Consider the following 18,280-nt stretch of genomic DNA (forward strand, 5'->3'; position numbering starts at 1 on the left):
GTGCCGTTCTCTCTCGAATGCGGATGCAAAAGTAGTGTTATAAAACATACGCTCCAAACTTTTCTCACTTTATTTTTTACTTAATATCGCAGCAAAATCACTACACTTCTGTATCACTGAACGTTACGGGGAAAAAAAATTAATCAACAACAAAAGAACTCTAAACCTGAGAAAACGAATACACATATATTATATAGAAAACACGATAATCATAATTGCTTATTCATTTCAGAAATAGACAAACCATACCCAGTAAAAAAACAAAAGCTCCTTATCCTTCCGGATATGGAGCTTTGTTTACCTCTTTGGTTTTACCCGAGGTTAACCTAAATACGATTTGAGGAGCTTGCTACGTGTTCCTTGTCTTAATCTTCTAATTGCTTTTTCCTTGATCTGGCGGACGCGCTCTCTAGTGAGGCCAAATTTGTCGCCAATCTCTTCCAATGTCATTTCCTGACAGCCTATACCGAAAAACATTTTGATTATTTCACATTCTCTTTCGGTCAGTGTAGCAAGTGCTCGATCAATTTCTTTAGCCAGTGACTCGTTCATCAACGATCGGTCAGCGATAGGAGCGTCGTCGTTCACAAGCACATCCAAAAGACTATTGTCTTCGCCCTCTACGAACGGGGCATCTACTGAGATATGTCTTCCGGACACCTTTAGAGTATCTGAAATCTTATCTACAGGAATATCCAGCTCGTCTGCAAGTTCTTCGGGAGATGGTCGACGTTCGTTTTCCTGTTCGAATTTAGAGAAAGCTTTACTGATCTTATTCAGCGAGCCAACCTGATTCAACGGAAGACGAACAATTCTTGACTGTTCTGCCAAAGCCTGCAGGATAGACTGACGAATCCACCATACGGCATAAGAAATAAACTTAAACCCTCTCGTTTCATCAAACTTCTCGGCGGCTTTTATCAATCCCAGGTTACCTTCATTAATAAGGTCAGGCAAACTAAGCCCCTGATTTTGATATTGCTTTGCCACAGAAACGACGAAACGCAGATTTGCTCTGGTTAATTTCTCCAATGCTCTACGGTCTCCTCTTTTGATTGCCTGTGCCAATTCTACTTCTTCTTCAACTGTAATAAGATCTTCGCGGCCTATTTCCTGAAGATACTTATCAAGCGAAGCACTTTCGCGATTGGTAATGGACTTTGTAATCTTTAACTGTCTCATCCAATGTTTTTAATTGAGAAATATCAGGGTGCAAAGATAATATTATTTTTATTGAGAAAATTGGTCGTGTGCACCCTACACCCGACCAATTATAAACCTTTAACAATCTTCCCGCCAAATAAGACGAATATAACTTTATTTTATTATTCGGCTAGATCAATAGCATAAACTTTTGTACGTCCATTCGGATAAAAACCTTTCACAACGATGTAACGATCATCAGAATTTCCTTTCAATACTTTATCTACCAACTTTTCGAGTTGTTCAGGTGTAGATATCTTCTGGTCGTTAACAATCATGATAATGAAGCCTTTCTGGATTCCGGCATCTTTCATTTTACCTTTTAATAATCCGGTTACTTCAACACCATAACTTACACCAAGTTCACGTTTTTGTTTATCCGTCAACGCTTTAAAAGCGGCTCCAAGAACATCTGCACTATTATCACCTGCATTTTTTACAACAGATGTACTACCTTGTGCATTACGAAGTTCTACAGTAAATGTCTTATTACTTCCATTACGATCAACAGTGACTTCTACCTTATCTCCAGGACGGTATTTACTGATCTGTTCCTGCAATGCATTTGCATTTTTCACTTTTGCTCCATTTACAGCAATGATCACATCACCCTTTTCGATACCGGCTTCTTTTGCAGAACTTCTATCAGCAAAATCAGATACACAAGCACCTTCAGACACTTTGATCTTCGATTTCAACTCAGTCAGTTCCTCTTTCAGTTTACTATCCAGATTAGGATAACTCAACTGCTCGGCAATATCACCCACGCCCATCATCAAAACACCCAGAACAGCACGCTGTACAGTTCCATATTGTTTCAAATCGCTTGCCACTTTACCTGCAATACTAATAGGTACAGCAAATGAATATCCGGCAAAGTTTCCTGTTTCCGAATAAATAGCCGTGTTGATACCAATCAGTTCACCTTTCGTGTTTACCAAAGCACCACCACTATTACCAGGATTTACAGCAGCATCAGTCTGGATAAATGATTCAATTTTACTTCTGTCACCTCCCATAGAAATACCGCGGCCTTTTGCACTAACGATACCGGCAGTAACAGTAGAGGTTAAATTGAATGGATTACCTACAGCCAACACCCACTCTCCTACTTTCAGTTTTTCAGAATCACCAAACGGTATAGTAGGAAGATCCTTTGCATCTACTTTTATTAAAGCAATATCCGTGGTAGGATCGGTTCCAATCAATTTTGCCGGAAATTTACGGTTGTCATTCAATGTGACTTCCAATTCATCAGCACCATCGATCACATGGTTATTTGTAATAATGTATCCATCTGTGGAAATAATGACACCCGAACCAGAACCTACGCGGGGTTGTGGTTGCGGACGCTGGAAACCTCCACCTCCTCGTCCTCCAAATCCGAAGAAGTATTCGAAAGGATCAACATACTGCTGCTGGCCTCTACCGTCATCAGCATATTGCTTAGCATTCGTCGTAGCTTTAATATGCACTACCCCATGTACCGTACTTTCTGCCGCTTTGGTAAAATCCGTATTTTCAGCAGCCACTGCATTCAATCCGGCATACCGGACAGGTTGATTAAATGTATTTGTTGAATCAGTGACATAAACCGGTTGTTTTTTATTCATCAGATAAGCACTTGTCCCAACCGCAGCACCGGTACTGATGGCAGCAACAAGAACGACTCCTAGCACATTTTTCCACATTGTTTTCATACTCTTTCTATTTTATCAAACATTTAAATTTAACACTTTTCTTTCGACAAAGAAAGTTCAAAAAACGTGCGATTATTCCATTTGGCTTTGATTTTTTATCACTTTTAACGGCGATTTATCCGGGGTTAACTGCGCTTAACAGTACTGTGTATTGCAAAGTACCTTTTTAACAATCACTCCCCTGCCAAATGGTCATGCTTTCAGTAATATAACAGTAAGAACGGCAGAAAGTTCATTCCAGTTGACAGCTGACAAGTGACAGTTGACAGGTTATGGAAAGTGCTCCTTTCTTTATAAAAGAAGCCATTCGTCTACTTATTAAGAAGCCATTCATCTACTCGATAAGTAGTCAGTAGTATTAGTTATTAAGTAGTCCGGCGTTTACTTAATAAGTAAGCCAAAAGCAACTCGATAAGTACTCTGTCCTTGTCTTTACCTAAAAATGTCAACCGCCAACCGTCAACTGTCAACTAAAATACCTATCTTTGTCGCATTGCAGCCTGCCGGTCTGTCGCTCACCTTCGGGTGAGAGGAACGTCCGGGCAACACAGAGCACCATACTTCTTAACGGGAAGCTGTCCGTGAGGGTAGAGTAACGTAACAGAGAATAACCGCCGGATATGTCCGGTAAGGGTGAAAAGGTGAGGTAAGAGCTCACCGGATGCCGTAGTAATACGGGATGCCGTACGTCTTATGGGTTGTAAGGTCATGTATACCGGCGCATGTAGGATTGCTCGTCCGATGCCGGGGGGTAGACCGCTAAAGCTTGCTGGTGACAGCAAGACAAGATAAATGGCAGACGCTTCCGTGCAAACGGGAGTACAGAACCCGGCTTACAGGCAGGCTGCATTTTTTTATTCATCCGGCAAACACTCTTTGCCCCTACATTTCACAGCATGAAAAAGAAGACGGATAAAAAGACTGCTGAAAAAAAGCCTCTGGGAGAACGGATCAACGCCTTGCTGACACGAACCATTCATTTTGTTACTTACGACATCTGGCGAATTACAGAAAATGAAGTAAGCGGCCTGAAAGAAATATATATAAATACGATCAAGACAGTCATACTGGCCATACGCGGATTCAATAACGAGAACCTTCAAACGAAAGCTTCCGCTCTTACCTACAGTACATTGTTGGCTATTGTTCCCCTACTGGCAGTATTATTAGGTATTGCCAAAGGCTTCGGATTTCAGGAAGCAGTACAACAGGAACTATTCGATTATTTTCCCCGACAAGAACAAGAATTAAGCGAAGCCTTTAAGTTCGTAGAAAGATATCTGGCGCAAGCACAAGGCGGAGTCATTATCGGAGTCGGTCTTATCCTTTTATTCTACACAGTCATTAACCTGATTTCGTCCATAGAAGATACATTCAACGATATCTGGCAAATCCAAAAGTCGCGTCCATGGCACCGGAAAGTCTCCGATTACCTGGCTTTATTCCTGATATTACCGGTATTAATGACAGCTTCAAGCGGTCTGTCCATATTTATGTCTACGCTTCAAAACTCATTCTTAAGCAGCTATGTGTTCTTCACTCCTTTGGTAGAGTTCTTCCTGAATATCGCTCCGTTCATAATCACAATAATGGTATTCACAGCCTTGTATGTTTCACTCCCCAATACGAAGGTGAAATTTGTAAACGGACTTGTTGCCGGCATACTGGCAGGTTCCGCTTTCCAATTTTTCCAGTTCATTTATATCAGTGGGCAGATATGGGTTAACAAATACAATGCTATCTATGGTAGCTTCGCTGCCTTACCATTATTATTATTATGGTTACAGTTATCCTGGTTAATCTGCCTCTTTGGAGCAGAACTATCTTATGCTTCTCAGAATGTAAAGAAATTCAGTTTTGAACGAGATAGTAAAAACATCAGCCGACGATATAAAGACTTCCTAACCTTATTGATCGCCTCTCTGATCGTAAAACGCTTTGTGAAGGGAGAAAGGCCATATACTGCCGATGAACTGTCTGACGATTATCGCATCCCCATCCGGATAACAACGGAAATACTTTATCTGCTTACCGAACTTCATATTATCATAGAAGTCAATTATGAAAATGACGAACGGGTAGTCTACTATCAACCAGCCATTGATGTAAATAAGATCAGTGTAAGTTACCTGTTGACAAAGATGGATGAATACGGTTCCGAGAACTTTAAGATCGACACATCCTGCCTGTTCACAAAAGAATGGCATACCTTGCTCAAAACAAGAGAAGATATGATTAAAGCGAACAATAATATCCTGCTTAAAGACTTATGAACCACGACCTGACACATGGTCCGGTATGGAAAGTGATCGTACGCTTCGCACTCCCACTACTCATCGGTAACCTGCTGCAACAGTTATATAATGTAACCGACAGTATTATCGTCGGACAATTTCTGGGAAAAGAAGCGCTTGCAGCCGTTTCCGCCTCCTTCTTTATTTATTACTTCATCATTTCATTGGTGATCGGAGTCGGAAGCGGAACATCCGTTGTCGTTTCACAGTTTTTCGGAGCAAAACAATACGATAAAGTTCAACGCGCCTTCTCCTCTTTCTTTATTTTCATGCTTGTAGCCGGAATCGCTCTTTCAATAGCCGGGATCATCTTTGCCGAGCCTATTTTCCGCCTGACCAATACACCGGAGGAAGTCATACCAGACGCTGTTGCTTATTTCAGAATATATATCGGAGGAACTTTTCTCTTCGTCACATTCAACAGTATAATCTCCATATTGAGAGGGGTAGGCGAATCCGTCCGGCCGATGATCTTCATATTTATTACCACCGTACTGAATATCGTTTTGGATTTATTATTCATCGTCGGTTTTAAGTGGGGAATTGAAGGAGCGGCACGCGCAACCGTCATTGCACAAGGAATCGGAATGTGTATCGCTTTAGGATATGTAAATAATACGCATCCCCTACTCTCGATCAAAAAACAAGACTTGCTATTTGATATGAAACTCTTTAAGGAAGGATTGAAAATAGGACTTCCCACTAGTGTTCAACAATGTGCAATTGCCCTGGGCTTGATTGCCTTGCTTGGAATTGTCAATAGTTTTGGAACCGACACGCTGACAGCCTATGGAGCTGCAGGTAAAATCGATACAATCATAACACAGGCCGTTCTCACCTTATCGGGTGCACTGGCTGCTTTCTGCGGACAAAATATCGGAGCCGGCCATTTCGACCGTGTCCGCAAAGGGTTACGATTTACCATGCTGGTCAATCTCATATTCAGCCTGATTACATTTACAGCCATTTACTTTTTCGGAGAAGAAATGATGCGGGCTTTTACCAGCGACCAGGCTGTAATCGCTATCGGAAAAGAATATTTACTGATTATAGGAGGATTCTTTATCGTGCACGGTGCACTGAATATATATAACGGTGCACTCCGGGGAGCAGGAGATACAATCTTCACAATGGTAACCAGTTTACTATGCCTGTGGCTGATCCGTATCCCACTCGCCTACCAGCTAAGCGCATGGTACGGACGACAAGGGATCTGGTGGGCTATCGGAATCAGTATCGCCATTGGATTTGTCATCACTTATATCTATTATAAGATGGATCTATGGAAGAAAAGATGTGTCGTAAAATAACAAAGCGACCGGATCGAATGCCCGGTCGCTCTGCGTTATCTGGCAAATGAGAGGAAACCTTTCATTTGAACTGCATCATTTTGCTGATGTATTTACCTACAATATCAAATTCCAGATTGACTACCGTGCCTTTTTCGATCCGGCAGAAGTTCGTATTATCATGTGTATAAGGAATAATAGCCACTTCAAAGCTATTTTGCTGCGAGTTACAAACGGTCAGGCTGACGCCGTTCACACAAACGGAACCTTTTTCCACTGTCATATACCCTTGCTGCGCCATTGCCTTGTCGAACGTATATTCAAATGTATAATACCAGCTACCGTCCGCCTCGCGTACATCTTTACATACAGCAGTCTGATCCACATGTCCCTGCACGATATGACCGTCCAAACGACCGTTCATCATCATGCTTCGTTCAAGATTTACCAGATCACCTACTTTCAGTAAACCAAGATTCGAACGATCCAGCGTTTCCTGAATAGCAGTCACCGTATATGTATCGTCGGTCAGACTTACAACCGTAAGGCATACGCCGTTATGTGCCACACTCTGATCAATTTTCAGTTCATTTACAAACGAACATTTCATTGTGATATGCAGATTTCCCTGCTCTACCTTCAACGCAACTACCTGGGCAGCTTCTTCTACAATTCCTGAGAACATAGTAATGTGTTGTTTAAATTAATATTATCAGGTTCAAAGATACGGAATTTTACTATATTTGTCGTTAGTAATTCAATCTATAAAAAATGGACGCACAGAAAGTGGACTTGTTCCTCCTGACAAACAGTAGCAAACTACCTAGCAGTCATATATCTATTATAAGAGACCGCCTACTCGCTATGGATGAATCCAAACTGATTTATCTGCAAACTTGTGATTTTAAAGACCCGACAGTAATACTTATTATTTCCGTATTCCTGGGTTCTCTCGGCATAGACCGTTTCCTTATCGGTGACGTCGGCCTGGGTGTCGGTAAGTTAGTCACTTTAGGTGGTTGCGGTATCTGGTGTATTATCGACTGGTTCCTTATCATGGATGCAACAAAAAGGAAGAATCTGGAACAGTTGCAAAACATATTAATGTTTTAACTTCTGCCCTCATTGTGGGAACAAGAAATAAATATGCATATCTTGCCATAATCATAATGGCCGGATATACATTATCTGTATTTCCCTGCATATTCCACACAACCACCGGATATCCCTGTCCTGCCTGCGGAACACGCCGCGCACTTCTCGGCTTATTAAATGGAAACATCTACGACTCCATTCTGATCAATCCGTATGGCTTATTACTCGTTCTACTGACAGCCATCTATCTTACCGGCATGACGATAGACTTTATCCGAAAAAAAAATCAATTCCAGAGTTGGCTGAAAAGAGCGGAGCGACATCTCATGAACAAATACATCCTCGCTTCCATTATTCTCCTGACTATTCTCAACTGGATATGGAATATCAATAAAGAACTGTAAATAACACAGGAAATAACTATATTTGCATCATATTCATAAACCGACTGAAAATAATATGGAAGCAAACAAAGTCGATAAATTTCTTCTGGCGAATGAAAGTAAATTTCCTGAATATGAAATTCCTATCCATCGGCTACTTAACCTCACGCCTGAAAAAGAGATTATTCTGGAAACAACTCATTTCAAAAAGCCAGGAAAAATGTTACTTATCTCTATTTTCCTCGGAATGCTTGGAGTAGACCGTTTTCTGATCGGGAACATCGGCAAAGGGATCGGTAAACTTCTCACAGGAGGCGGATTAGGAATTTGGTGGCTCGTCGACTGGTTTCTGATTACCGGAACTACCAAACGATATAATATGAATATATTGATGAAAATTCTATCGTAAGTCAACTATATTTTGTACATTGTCTTCATATTAATATTAATAAAACAACTATTATATGAAAACAACACAAAATCAGATTGATCAACTTTCTCAATCAATGATGGCTCACCCGATATGTGGCAGAGCGATGCTAATGTATACTTTATTGACCGGATATTCACTTTTCGACTCCATCCAAGTAAAAAAGAATTGTACAAATACTAATATAACATATAAAGATGCAGAATTCATTGCCGACAAATTCGAACAGGTAACCGGGATAAATGTTGCTCCCGCAAAACTTTTGTACGATAAAAACCAGTTAGTCGATGATTTGCTTGACGATTATCAGGAATATCAGTCTTTGCTAGAAAGCTACGATGAAAATACGCGCTCCATGGTAATTTCATTTTATCGCCATTTATATCATTATCGCAAAGTGCCTCTTCCAATAATTCAGACTTTACTAATTGCTTTGTCTGCATTTCTGCAGTATGTATCCGGAAGTATCAACAAAAAGGATTTAAAAGAACAGATTATTGACATTGACCTTCTAAATATGAAGATTATCCCAGTAGACTCCAAGTATGTGCGCCATAATTTCATCTGCATGGAAAAAGACTTTAATGATATTTGTCTCAAGAAGGCTAACAGAGTACTGAAACAAGCAGGCGAAGAACCACTGAGCGATTACTCGATCAATGTCAGCATATAATGCGCAACTAAAAAAACAGAGGTAAAACTTACGCCTTACCTCTATTATATATACTATATTTCCTGACTAATTATTTAGCCTGTTCCAACTGCAACGTCTTAGTCGGTTCGTCGCAAACTTCTGTCGGACCGAAGTACTGGATCGGACCCGGATAAACGTAGCTGGTAGTCAATGCCCATTCGTCGCGGTTAGCAGCGAACTTCTTGAAAGGAGCACCGTCCAGTTTCACCAAAGCTTTCTGGATAACCGGTTTCATTTCGCCATGACGTTTTTCCATGTTCATCATCATTGTTACAGGAATACCACCGGCAATCCACTTGTCAGCAGGAGCAGTCGTATTACGAACAGATGACATATAACCAGTCTTACCGGCAGCGATTAGGCAAGAAGCAGTGTAACCTAAAGAATAGCAGTAGTCAGCATCGTAGTTAGACGGAGCAGCGCAACGGCCTTCGTAACCGAAGAAGTGGTGCAAAGCAGAGAACTTACCGTTATATTTACCGGCTTTCTTCCATTCGTCCAATTTCTTGCCTACCATTTCAGACAACAACTTTTCTGTTTCGATCAGAGAAACCTGAACGTTTCCGTGCGGGTCGCGATCCAAAGACAGCTGACGTGCAACGCCTTCCGGCAGAGAAGCATACAGGTCTGAGTTTTCTTTTGTCAGTTTGCTGATGATATAAGCACGCTGTTCGCTCTTCTTGATCATCTTGAATTCTGCATCGTGTTTAGCCAGGAAGTCGTTCAATTCAGCGATCAAACGTTTCATAGCCGGAACGAATTCGATCAGACCTTCAGGGATCAATACCGTACCGAAGTTGTTACCAGCTTCTGCACGTTTTGCTACGATTTCAGCAACATAAGTTACGATATCGTCCAAAGACATATTCTTAGCTTCTACTTCTTCTGAAACGATAGCCACATTCGGCTGAGTCTGCAAAGCACATTCCAGTGCGATGTGAGAAGCTGAACGGCCCATCAATTTGATGAAGTGCCAGTATTTCTGAGCTGAGTTACAGTCGCGTTGGATGTTACCGATCACTTCAGAATATACCTTACAAGCAGTATCGAAACCGAAAGAAGTTTCAATCTGTTCGTTCTTCAAGTCACCGTCGATCGTCTTCGGGCAACCGATAACCTGTACACCAGCGTTGATAGCTTTGTAATATTCAGCCAATACGCAAGCATTTGTATTTGAGTCGTCACCACCGATAATAACCAGAGCAGAGATACCCAGTTCTTTCAGGATTTCAAGACCTTTGTCGAACTGTTCTTTTGTTTCCAGTTTAGTACGACCTGAACCGATCATATCGAAACCGCCTGTATTACGATATTCATCGATAATATCAGCCGTCAGTTCCATATATTTGTGATCGATCAGACCACCAGGACCCAGGATAAAGCCATACAGACGAGAGTCTTTGTTTGTAGCTTTTACACCGTCGAAGATACCGGCAATCACGTTATGACCACCAGGAGCCTGACCACCTGACAGGATCACACCTACATTGATAGCAGGCATATTTTTCTTTTCGCTGCTCTTTTCGAAAGTAACGATCGGCATCCCGTACGTGTTAGGGAATAGTTTTTTGATATCATCCTGATCGGCTACTGATTCTGTATACTCGCCGTCAACGGCTTTTACAGCACCTTTCAATGCAGCGGGAACCTTAGGCTGGTAAGCTGCTCTTGCAATTTGTAATGCGCTCTTTGTCATTTCTTAATCTGATTTATATAGAAATTATCTGATTTACTCCTAAAAGCGGTGCAAATATAGAATTTTTTCTTTAATCGTGAAAGAAGTACACAGAGGTTTATTCCGCATTTTTCTTCAGCCACTCCAATCTGCGCAGATCAGGCAAATGCTTTACCTGGAAATGTTCGAACTTTACATTAAAACCGTTCCCGTCGGGACAAGCACCCATAAAGCCGACCTTTACCGGCGTATTATCCTGCAACCAGGCATTTCGCATCATGGTGTAGGTCTTATCGTCGAAGGAGTAGAATATTTCGACGGCATCCAACCGTCTGACCGCCTTGATCCAGATATAAGGGACAGGTTTATCCAATGTTATCACACTCCAGTCGCTGGTCTTATGGGTAACGACCGTGCTCAGATTGAATTTACCGTCTACAAATTCGATACCGGCCTTGATATAATTCTCATGGTCTATACGCAGCATCAGCCCCGCCTGATCGAAACGCTCCTTATAATCGCCCGTGATCTTCACTTTGGCTTCAAACTCGCCGCCATAAGTCGCATAATAGAAAGGCGCATCGTCGACGGTAAATCCATAATGGGAGATACGCCAGTAATCGCTTTGCGGGGTGACAAACATGGACAAAGTCTTGTCCTTGATCTCCCATTGTGCAGGTTCGTTGAACCACTGCATCTTTTCCAGTGTCTGTGCCGATGTTGTTTCCATTGCCAGTAAGGCGAATACGCCTAAGATTATTTTCTTCATTGTTCTCATACATTTTATTTACCTTTGCAAAGGTAAACGCTCGCCAATTAACGTGCAATACTGATTTATAATTATTCTCACCCGTCAGATATGGATATTGTAAACAAACTGAACGACGAATTACTGAAACAGACATTCACTGAAGAGCAACAGTTCTCAGACAAACTCAATGAATGCAAACTGATTGCGTCCACGTATGCATTGATTGAAAATTCGATCGCCGTACTAAGTGACATGAAGACTAATACAAGCTATATCTATTATGGCGGGATGGCAGAGAAATTAGGAGTGGGCATACGAGGTGGCAATAAAGTGCTCTATTCGATCTGGGAAGAAGAAATTTTCAATCGCATCCATCCCGACGATCTGTTGGAGAAACACCTGCAGGAACTTCGGTTCCTGGACTTCCTGAGAAACATCCCAGAGAAAGAGCGTGCCGACTATCATATCGCAAGTCATATCCGGATGCGTGATACCGACGATCAATATGTACGGGCCCTGCACAGAATGTTTTATATCGCCAGTCACTCCAACGGCAGTATCCGGTTATCTCTTTGTCTTTACAACTTATCAGCCGATCCCTCTTTAAATAGTGTCATCATCAACTCCGCTGATGGGCAAACCCTTGAACTACAAAACCAGACCTGTAACGAGATATTATCTGCCAGAGAAATAGAAATCCTACGGCTTATAGATCAGGGAATGATGAGCAAAGAAATAGCATCAACCCTGTCGAGAAGTATAAATACGATAAACAAACACCGGCAAAATATTCTGGAAAAACTGCATGTGAGCAACTCCATCGAGGCATGCCGGATAGCCAAAGGACTGAAGCTTATCTAAACCTTCAGGAAAAACAACTGTATCCTGATACAAATAACCCTTGAGTTACTTGCTTTCTGACCCAATGTTTAGTATCTTTGGAAGGCGGGGTAGTTGTTGCCGACGCCCTCGGCAAAATAAACGACGCCCTCGACAGCTTTGCCGACGTCCTCAACAATATTGCCGAGGGCGTCGGCAACAACTTACATCGGCAGAAAAACACGATAAGATCGGACATAATCAAAGATAAGTCCGAGTAATTATAGAAATAGATAACGATTAATTGACACTAGTATGGGGAGAATAAAATTCGGGGTATATAAGACTCCTAAAGGGAATGGGACAGAGCAACAGTCTTGCGCCCGGCTTATATCTAAAGGGACCATGAGAATGGAAGAGATTTGTGAATATCTTTCGGATTCATGTTCACTTACTTCGGCGGATGTGAAAGGTGCGATCGAAGCACTGACCACTTATATAGGTCGGAATTTATCTCATGGATATTGTGTGGAGCTGGAAGGATTGGGCCACTTTTCTCCTGCCCTCAAAACGTTACAGAAAACGGATGAGAAAGGCCGGACAGTCTTCTTTGCGAGGGCCGACGGGGTAAACTTCCGTTGTTCCAAACGATTAAAAGCATTGGTCAATAAGGAGCGGCCGATAAAAATCAAAAGGGAAAATGTGACTTCTAACGAACAGGAAGACCGGAAAAAGAAAATGCTCAGATACCTGCAAAACAATCCGTATATCAATCTGACGGATTATGCCTCGCTGAACGGTTGCAGCCGCTACCGGGCTACGGAGGATATGAAACAGTTTACGAAGGATGGAATAGTGATCCAGATGGGATACCGGACACACAGGGTGTATTCATTGCCGCAGGAAGAGGGAGAGAAATAAGCTTTCAGACTATGTGTAAGCATTGCGAAACTTCCAAAAAAGATATATCTTTGTACTTGATGTAACTTAAAAACAGCACGAAAGATGAATAATACAGATTCGGAGCTTAAAAACAAGATAGAATACATTATCGCCGTAATAAGCGAGTTTGCCGCAGCTCATTCGCTCAATACATCACAGGCCTATCGCTATCTGGAAAGGTTCAAAGGCATTGACTTTGTAAACCGTTTCTACAATGTGGAACATACACTTCCGTTTGAAGACGTAGTAGAGGACCTTACAGCCTATTGCCACAGGAAAGGAGGAGCGTTGATATGATACTATACCACGGTTCTAATATTGATATTGCGGAAATAGACCTTGCGATATCTAAAGTAGGAAAAGACTTCGGCTGCGGTTTTTATCTTTCAGCAGACAAAGCGCAAGCTATGGAATTGGCCGAAAGAAAGACCGAGCAGTTAGGAATAGGTATTCCCACACTGAATACATATAGATTTGATGACAGTTGTCTTCATAACTCCAATTTATCAGTACTGGAGTTTCAAGAATATAGCAGGGAATGGGCAGAGTTTGTATTGATGAACCGCCGTAACCGTACACGTGTGTCGTCACACTGTTTTGATATTGTAATCGGTCCCATAGTGACAAAAACGAATACATTATGACCAAAGAGACATTTATGATAGAAGAGATTTCCAAGGAAATCGTATGGCTGCTGATACAAGAACATCAGATGGATATAGATGAGGCACTCCGCACACTCTACACATCAGATACATACGCACGACTAATCAACATTAACACAGGACTCTACAGTCAAAGCACAGCTTATGTATATGAGTATCTCGAAAGAGAATTGGCTACAGGAAAAGTTGCCTGATTATTATCCGTCACTATAAATCCAAAGGCAACCGTTAAACTCTATTTCATTTTTTGTACTTTTGTTACTTTAACATTGTACATAATATAAAGCATAATGAAAGACTCAATAGCTTATCTACCAAAAGACAAACAGGCAGAATTGAATTTTCTGGTTAAAGAGATATTAAAAAGATTACCTCAAACTGAGTTTATTATTCTTTTTGGTAGCTATGCAAGAGGGAACTATGTGCGTCGTAGCGTAAGAATAGAAGACGGCGGCATCCCTACCGTCAAAATATCCGATTATGATATTTATGTAATAACAAGCGGCATCAACAGCAAAAAGGCGGAGACCGTTCTGGATAATGTAGAAGATATATTCTTTGCCGGAAAAGACTTTGATCGGGATACACCTGTTCAGTTTATCAACGATGATATCAAACTATTAAATAAGTACCTTGAAGAGGGACGATACTTCTATACACAAATCAAGCAAGAAGGAATAGTTCTGTATAATAGTGGGAAAACAAATTAGCCCGTAGAAGAAAACTTAATTATGCAGAGATAAAAGAACAGGCACAAGAATATTTTGATGAAAAGTTTCAATCTGCAAATGAGTTTTTACATACAGCAAAGCTCATTTATAAAGAAGAATATTATAAAATGGAATCTTTCTTGTTACATCAAGCCTGTGAGAATTACTATTATGCTATCCGTTTAACGTTTACTTTGCGAAATAATAAGCAACACAACCTCTCTAAACTCTCATCCGCAACGAAAAGGTATTCAGAGGACTTAGCAACAGTTTTTCCACAAGATACTCTTGAAGAGAAACGTCTTTTTACTTTACTCAAGTCTGCTTATGTGGAAGCACGATATAATCCGTACTTTGTTGTCACTAAAGAGGACATTGATGCGCTTGTTCCTAAAGTCGAATCACTTAGAGATATTACGAAGCTAATTTGTACTGCAAAAATTAAGGAGTACGAAGAGCAGAGTAATACACAATAACACTGTCTAACAGACTTGTAACTTTCAGACTTGAATATATTTTGCAAACTTTGTGTAGTTCTAATTAATCAGGATTATGAATATCGAAGAGTTCAGAGAATACTGCCTTTCATTGAAAGGAGTGCATGAGAAGATGCCGTTTACGAATGTGGCGGATAAATACAGTCGGGACGTCTTGTGTTTCTATATTGCGGACAAATGGTTTTGCTTTGTAAATATCGAAATCTTTGATTTCTGTTGTATCAAATGCAACCCGGATGAATCGGGAGAACTGCAAGGAAAGTATGCTGGCATTACGCCCGGATGGCACATGAACAAGAAGTATTGGATCAGTGTCCATTTCAATCAGGATGTACCGGATCAGAAGATTAAAGAGCTGGTGAAGAAATCGTATGAGATCGTGGTCGGAAGCCTGACGAAAAAAGAACGGGAGAAGCTGGAAAAAAGGGGTGCATGAAAGAAAGATCACACACCCCCTGCCCCCTCTCAGAGAGGGGAAAAATTACTCTCGTCGTTACTCAATTATCCTAATGATTAGAAAGTTATTTGCCGACAGGTTTCTGATAGAGCATCGTTTTGCCGGGTAAGGACAAAGAAGCCGGATAGGCATCGGATGAAACGGCACGTTTATAATTCGGCTTGTCGCTCATGACGAAATGCAGGGTTATACCGGATTGCACATCGTCGTATGTCAGATACGATTTGTTGTATTTCTTTCCGTTCACATACAATTCCTTGACGTACACGTTGTCTTTCGACCAGTTTTCGGTTGTCATGCGGATCTCTTTACCGTTGCTCATGGCAATGGTCAGTGCCTCGACACAAGGTGAACCTACATTATATATATTACTGGACGGGGCAACCGGGTAAAAGCCTGCACAGTTAAACATATACCAGGCCGACATCTGGCCGCAATCATCATTACCGCTTAGAGAACCGGGGTCGTTGCCATAGAAACGGTCGACTATTTCACGTACCCATTTCTGGCATTTCCACGGCTTACCCAGGTAATTATACAGATAAGCGACATGATGGCAAGGCTCGTTGCCGTGCCAGTAACCGCCGATGCGTCCCTGAATGTCGTGGGCTCCCGGTATATCGTCCGGCAACTCGACAGTAAAGAGTTCATCCAGCCGTTTCTCGAACAGCTTCTTTCCCGCCAGGTTGATATAGCCCTGTACGTCATGCGGAACGGTCCAGGTGTACTGCATTGTAAAGCCTTCGGTGATATCGCCCCAGCCATTCACCGATCCCGGCCCCTGATAAGCGATCGGGGCAAACGGGGTACGCCAGTTACCCTGACTGTCACGGCCACGCATGTATTTGGTTTCCGGATCTATCAAAGTCTGATAAGAGAGGGAACGGTTCAGGAAATAGGTATAATCGTCCGTCTTTCCCAAAACTTGAGCAGCACGGGCAATACAATAATCGTCGTAGGCATACTCCAATGTTTTGGAAACCGACTCGGCTTCTTTATCGAAAGGGACATAACCGTTACGGTCGTAATCGGGCAGGCAATCGTAATGCTTATTCATTGCGGTTGTCTTCATGGCTTCGTACGCCCGTTCGTAATCAAATCCTTTGACACCCTTCACGATCATATCGGCCAGGACGGAAACAGCATGGTAACCGATCATACACCAGGTTTCGTTGCCGTAGAAAGACCAGATCGGAAGCATGCGCTCCGTACTTTTATCGTAATGGGCGAGCATGGAATTGGCTATATCGGCGTTCACATCCTGATGAACCAGGTTGAACCAAGGATGCAAGGCGCGATAGGTGTCCCACAAAGAGAAAGTCGTATAATTCGTAAAGCCTTCGGCTTGTTCGATATTCTTATCCAGACCTCTGAAACTACCGTCGGCATCCTGGAAGATAAAAGGATGCAAAGCGGCATGATAAGCAGAAGTATAGAATGTCTCTTTTGTCTTCCGGTCGGCTGTCACGCGATACTTTTCCAGTTCCTGTTCCCATAAGCCGATACCTTTTTCTTTCAGGCCGTCGAAGGTAATGCCGTTCAGTTCCTGCATATTCAATTTGGCACCGTCGGTGCTGACTGCAGAGACAGAAGTTTTTACAATGACTTCTTCACCGGCTTCCGTTTCAAAGGAAAGACAAGCCATCAGGTTCTTTCCCCAGGCTTCGTTTGTGCTTCTGAAACGGGAAGTATTGTAAATAACCGGCTTCTTGTCCTGCATGATGCGGAAGTCTTTCAGCTTTTTGGAGAAGACGGCGGTGAAATAGACATGGCGCTCCGGTCCCCAGCCTTTGACCAGTTTGTAGCCGGTCAGGGTCGAATCGTTCTCAACACGGAGGTTAGACCATTCGCAGGATTGCCACAACGTATGATTCAGGTCGATCATGATGAAAGACTTGTCTGATTTGGGATAGGTGAAACGGAACATTCCGCTACGCAGCCCGGCTGTCATTTCGGCTTTCACACCGTAATCCTGTAACAGGACGGCATAGTAATTGGGAGAAGTCCATTCCTGGTCATGGGTATAACGCGAGCGATAACCTTCATCAGGGTTTTCGCGGGTTCCCGGGTCGAGTTTCATTTCGCCGGTACCGGGTATAAACAGAAAGTCGCCCAGATCAGGGATACCCGTTCCGCTCAGGTGCGTCAGACTGAAACCGAGGATGGAAGTATGGTTGTATTTATAACCGGCTGCCGCATCGTAATATTTAGAGTCTGTATCCGGACTGATCTGGATACCGCCGAACGGAATCTGTGCACCGGGGTAGACATTCCCGTAACCATCTGTTCCAACCAGAGGTCTGACGTAATCTGTCAGTTTCTCATTCTGGGCTGTAGTGGTCAGAACAAAACAGGAAATAGCGAGTAAGGTGTATATTCGTTGTTTCATATCTTTAATCATTACTTTTCTCTTGAAAGAAAAGTAATCAAAAGTTCAAGGCTGCACCGGCTTCGCTGCTACGGTGAAAGACTACGCTTGAAAAATCCGAAACTCGCTTCGCTCAAACAACGGATTTTTCCGAGCCGCTTCGTCTTTCCCCTTCGCGGACGCTCACCCGCTGAGGCCTTTCCAAGGAAGCTTTGCTTCCTCTTAGGATGGCCGATACTACCTGTTAAAACCAAAAGCGTTTGTTATATAGGTGTCGGTATCGGCAATCACAAGAGTTTTGACTACTT

At 42.2% G+C, this 18,280-nt stretch carries 18 protein-coding genes, 1 other RNA gene and 1 pseudogene; 14 read left to right on the forward strand and 6 right to left on the reverse strand.

The window, feature by feature from the left end; genetic code table 11:
- Window positions 1–321: 321 nt before the first annotated feature.
- Entirely contained in the window at window positions 322–1,182 is an 861-nt protein-coding gene (locus M1P97_RS24100; RefSeq protein WP_005641668.1) for a sigma-70 family RNA polymerase sigma factor, read from the reverse strand.
- A gap of 143 nt (window positions 1,183–1,325) precedes the next feature.
- Window positions 1,326–2,903 carry a Do family serine endopeptidase gene (locus tag M1P97_RS24105; protein ID WP_195372123.1) on the reverse strand — a complete coding sequence of 526 codons (1,578 nt, stop codon included), beginning with the start codon at window positions 2,901–2,903 and terminating at the stop codon, window positions 1,326–1,328.
- A 495-nt stretch (window positions 2,904–3,398) separates the two neighbouring features.
- Here M1P97_RS24105 and rnpB point away from each other — a divergent pair.
- From rnpB to M1P97_RS24120, 3 genes are all read left to right on the forward strand, one after another.
- Window positions 3,399–3,755: RNase P RNA component class A (gene rnpB, locus M1P97_RS24110), an RNA gene on the forward strand.
- Between the two features lie 44 nt (window positions 3,756–3,799).
- On the forward strand, window positions 3,800–5,176 hold the full coding sequence (locus M1P97_RS24115; protein ID WP_195372122.1) for a YihY/virulence factor BrkB family protein: 1,377 nt from the start codon (window positions 3,800–3,802) through the stop codon (window positions 5,174–5,176).
- Window positions 5,173–6,507 (forward strand): MATE family efflux transporter, encoded by a 1,335-nt coding sequence (locus tag M1P97_RS24120; protein ID WP_195372121.1) that lies wholly within the window; start codon window positions 5,173–5,175, stop codon window positions 6,505–6,507. The genes M1P97_RS24115 and M1P97_RS24120 overlap by 4 nt, the downstream gene beginning before the upstream one ends.
- 61 nt (window positions 6,508–6,568) lie before the next feature.
- Here M1P97_RS24120 and M1P97_RS24125 read toward each other — a convergent pair whose 3' ends face one another.
- On the reverse strand, window positions 6,569–7,171 hold the full coding sequence (locus tag M1P97_RS24125) for a riboflavin synthase (RefSeq protein ID WP_195372120.1): 603 nt from the start codon (window positions 7,169–7,171) through the stop codon (window positions 6,569–6,571).
- 86 nt (window positions 7,172–7,257) lie between these two features.
- Here M1P97_RS24125 and M1P97_RS24130 point away from each other — a divergent pair, with 86 nt between their 5' ends.
- Genes M1P97_RS24130 through M1P97_RS24145 form a run of 4 tightly spaced genes read left to right on the forward strand, consistent with a single transcriptional unit; the run spans window position 7,258 to window position 9,067 of the window.
- Window positions 7,258–7,599, forward strand: a complete 342-nt coding sequence (locus M1P97_RS24130) for a TM2 domain-containing protein (protein ID WP_195372119.1) — start codon at window positions 7,258–7,260, stop codon at window positions 7,597–7,599.
- 14 nt (window positions 7,600–7,613) lie between these two features.
- A complete protein-coding gene (locus tag M1P97_RS24135) occupies window positions 7,614–7,985 on the forward strand; it encodes a DUF2752 domain-containing protein (protein ID WP_249390423.1) in 372 nt (123 codons plus the stop codon).
- Between the two features lie 55 nt (window positions 7,986–8,040).
- Window positions 8,041–8,373, forward strand: coding sequence for an NINE protein (locus tag M1P97_RS24140; RefSeq protein WP_195372117.1), 333 nt, complete (start codon window positions 8,041–8,043; stop codon window positions 8,371–8,373).
- 55 nt (window positions 8,374–8,428) lie between these two features.
- A complete protein-coding gene (locus M1P97_RS24145) occupies window positions 8,429–9,067 on the forward strand; it encodes a hypothetical protein (protein WP_195372116.1) in 639 nt (212 codons plus the stop codon).
- Between the two features lie 70 nt (window positions 9,068–9,137).
- Here M1P97_RS24145 and M1P97_RS24150 read toward each other — a convergent pair whose 3' ends face one another.
- Together M1P97_RS24150 and M1P97_RS24155 are read right to left on the reverse strand one after the other, a co-directional pair.
- Entirely contained in the window at window positions 9,138–10,784 is a 1,647-nt protein-coding gene (locus M1P97_RS24150; RefSeq protein ID WP_195372115.1) for a diphosphate--fructose-6-phosphate 1-phosphotransferase, read from the reverse strand.
- Window positions 10,785–10,881: 97 nt separating this feature from the next.
- Window positions 10,882–11,532, reverse strand: a complete 651-nt coding sequence (locus M1P97_RS24155) for a DUF1349 domain-containing protein (RefSeq protein WP_075556902.1) — start codon at window positions 11,530–11,532, stop codon at window positions 10,882–10,884.
- Between the two features lie 90 nt (window positions 11,533–11,622).
- Between M1P97_RS24155 and M1P97_RS24160 the strand changes: the two genes are divergently transcribed.
- From M1P97_RS24160 to M1P97_RS24190, 7 genes and pseudogenes are all read left to right on the forward strand, one after another.
- Complete coding sequence (locus M1P97_RS24160; RefSeq protein WP_249390424.1) at window positions 11,623–12,375, forward strand: helix-turn-helix transcriptional regulator; 753 nt, start codon at window positions 11,623–11,625, stop codon at window positions 12,373–12,375.
- Between the two features lie 273 nt (window positions 12,376–12,648).
- Window positions 12,649–13,254: an HU family DNA-binding protein gene (locus tag M1P97_RS24165; RefSeq protein ID WP_249390425.1), complete on the forward strand. Its 606-nt coding sequence runs from the start codon at window positions 12,649–12,651 to the stop codon at window positions 13,252–13,254.
- Between the two features lie 84 nt (window positions 13,255–13,338).
- On the forward strand, window positions 13,339–13,572 hold the full coding sequence (locus tag M1P97_RS24170; RefSeq protein ID WP_195372110.1) for a DUF3791 domain-containing protein: 234 nt from the start codon (window positions 13,339–13,341) through the stop codon (window positions 13,570–13,572).
- Entirely contained in the window at window positions 13,569–13,919 is a 351-nt protein-coding gene (locus tag M1P97_RS24175; protein WP_249390426.1) for a DUF3990 domain-containing protein, read from the forward strand. The genes M1P97_RS24170 and M1P97_RS24175 overlap by 4 nt, the downstream gene beginning before the upstream one ends.
- The gene (locus M1P97_RS24180; protein WP_249390427.1) at window positions 13,916–14,134 is read left to right on the forward strand and encodes a hypothetical protein; all 219 of its coding nucleotides are present in this window, start codon (window positions 13,916–13,918) and stop codon (window positions 14,132–14,134) included. The genes M1P97_RS24175 and M1P97_RS24180 overlap by 4 nt, the downstream gene beginning before the upstream one ends.
- A 96-nt stretch (window positions 14,135–14,230) precedes the next feature.
- Window positions 14,231–15,126: pseudogene (locus M1P97_RS24185) on the forward strand (HEPN domain-containing protein).
- Between the two features lie 76 nt (window positions 15,127–15,202).
- Window positions 15,203–15,583 carry an MmcQ/YjbR family DNA-binding protein gene (locus M1P97_RS24190; RefSeq protein WP_249390428.1) on the forward strand — a complete coding sequence of 127 codons (381 nt, stop codon included), beginning with the start codon at window positions 15,203–15,205 and terminating at the stop codon, window positions 15,581–15,583.
- An 85-nt stretch (window positions 15,584–15,668) separates the two neighbouring features.
- Here M1P97_RS24190 and M1P97_RS24195 read toward each other — a convergent pair whose 3' ends face one another.
- Window positions 15,669–17,993, reverse strand: coding sequence for a GH92 family glycosyl hydrolase (locus M1P97_RS24195; RefSeq protein ID WP_249390429.1), 2,325 nt, complete (start codon window positions 17,991–17,993; stop codon window positions 15,669–15,671).
- Window positions 17,994–18,280 lie beyond the last annotated feature (287 nt).

Source organism: Parabacteroides leei, from assembly GCF_023369805.1.
In the GTDB taxonomy this organism is placed as follows: Bacteria; Bacteroidota; Bacteroidia; order Bacteroidales; family Tannerellaceae; genus Parabacteroides; species Parabacteroides leei.

Bases quoted from the DNA above. Each gene is read 5' to 3' on its own strand.
- M1P97_RS24100 (WP_005641668.1), bottom strand. From the start codon at position 1,182: ATGAGACAGTTAAAGATTACAAAGTCCATTACCAATCGCGAAAGTGCT.
- M1P97_RS24105 (WP_195372123.1), bottom strand. From the start codon at position 2,903: ATGAAAACAATGTGGAAAAATGTGCTAGGAGTCGTTCTTGTTGCTGCC.
- M1P97_RS24115 (WP_195372122.1), top strand. From the start codon at position 3,800: ATGAAAAAGAAGACGGATAAAAAGACTGCTGAAAAAAAGCCTCTGGGA.
- M1P97_RS24120 (WP_195372121.1), top strand. From the start codon at position 5,173: ATGAACCACGACCTGACACATGGTCCGGTATGGAAAGTGATCGTACGC.
- M1P97_RS24125 (WP_195372120.1), bottom strand. From the start codon at position 7,171: ATGTTCTCAGGAATTGTAGAAGAAGCTGCCCAGGTAGTTGCGTTGAAG.
- M1P97_RS24130 (WP_195372119.1), top strand. From the start codon at position 7,258: ATGGACGCACAGAAAGTGGACTTGTTCCTCCTGACAAACAGTAGCAAA.
- M1P97_RS24140 (WP_195372117.1), top strand. From the start codon at position 8,041: ATGGAAGCAAACAAAGTCGATAAATTTCTTCTGGCGAATGAAAGTAAA.
- M1P97_RS24145 (WP_195372116.1), top strand. From the start codon at position 8,429: ATGAAAACAACACAAAATCAGATTGATCAACTTTCTCAATCAATGATG.
- M1P97_RS24150 (WP_195372115.1), bottom strand. From the start codon at position 10,784: ATGACAAAGAGCGCATTACAAATTGCAAGAGCAGCTTACCAGCCTAAG.
- M1P97_RS24155 (WP_075556902.1), bottom strand. From the start codon at position 11,532: ATGAAGAAAATAATCTTAGGCGTATTCGCCTTACTGGCAATGGAAACA.
- M1P97_RS24160 (WP_249390424.1), top strand. From the start codon at position 11,623: ATGGATATTGTAAACAAACTGAACGACGAATTACTGAAACAGACATTC.
- M1P97_RS24165 (WP_249390425.1), top strand. From the start codon at position 12,649: ATGGGGAGAATAAAATTCGGGGTATATAAGACTCCTAAAGGGAATGGG.
- M1P97_RS24170 (WP_195372110.1), top strand. From the start codon at position 13,339: ATGAATAATACAGATTCGGAGCTTAAAAACAAGATAGAATACATTATC.
- M1P97_RS24175 (WP_249390426.1), top strand. From the start codon at position 13,569: ATGATACTATACCACGGTTCTAATATTGATATTGCGGAAATAGACCTT.
- M1P97_RS24180 (WP_249390427.1), top strand. From the start codon at position 13,916: ATGACCAAAGAGACATTTATGATAGAAGAGATTTCCAAGGAAATCGTA.
- M1P97_RS24190 (WP_249390428.1), top strand. From the start codon at position 15,203: ATGAATATCGAAGAGTTCAGAGAATACTGCCTTTCATTGAAAGGAGTG.
- M1P97_RS24195 (WP_249390429.1), bottom strand. From the start codon at position 17,993: ATGAAACAACGAATATACACCTTACTCGCTATTTCCTGTTTTGTTCTG.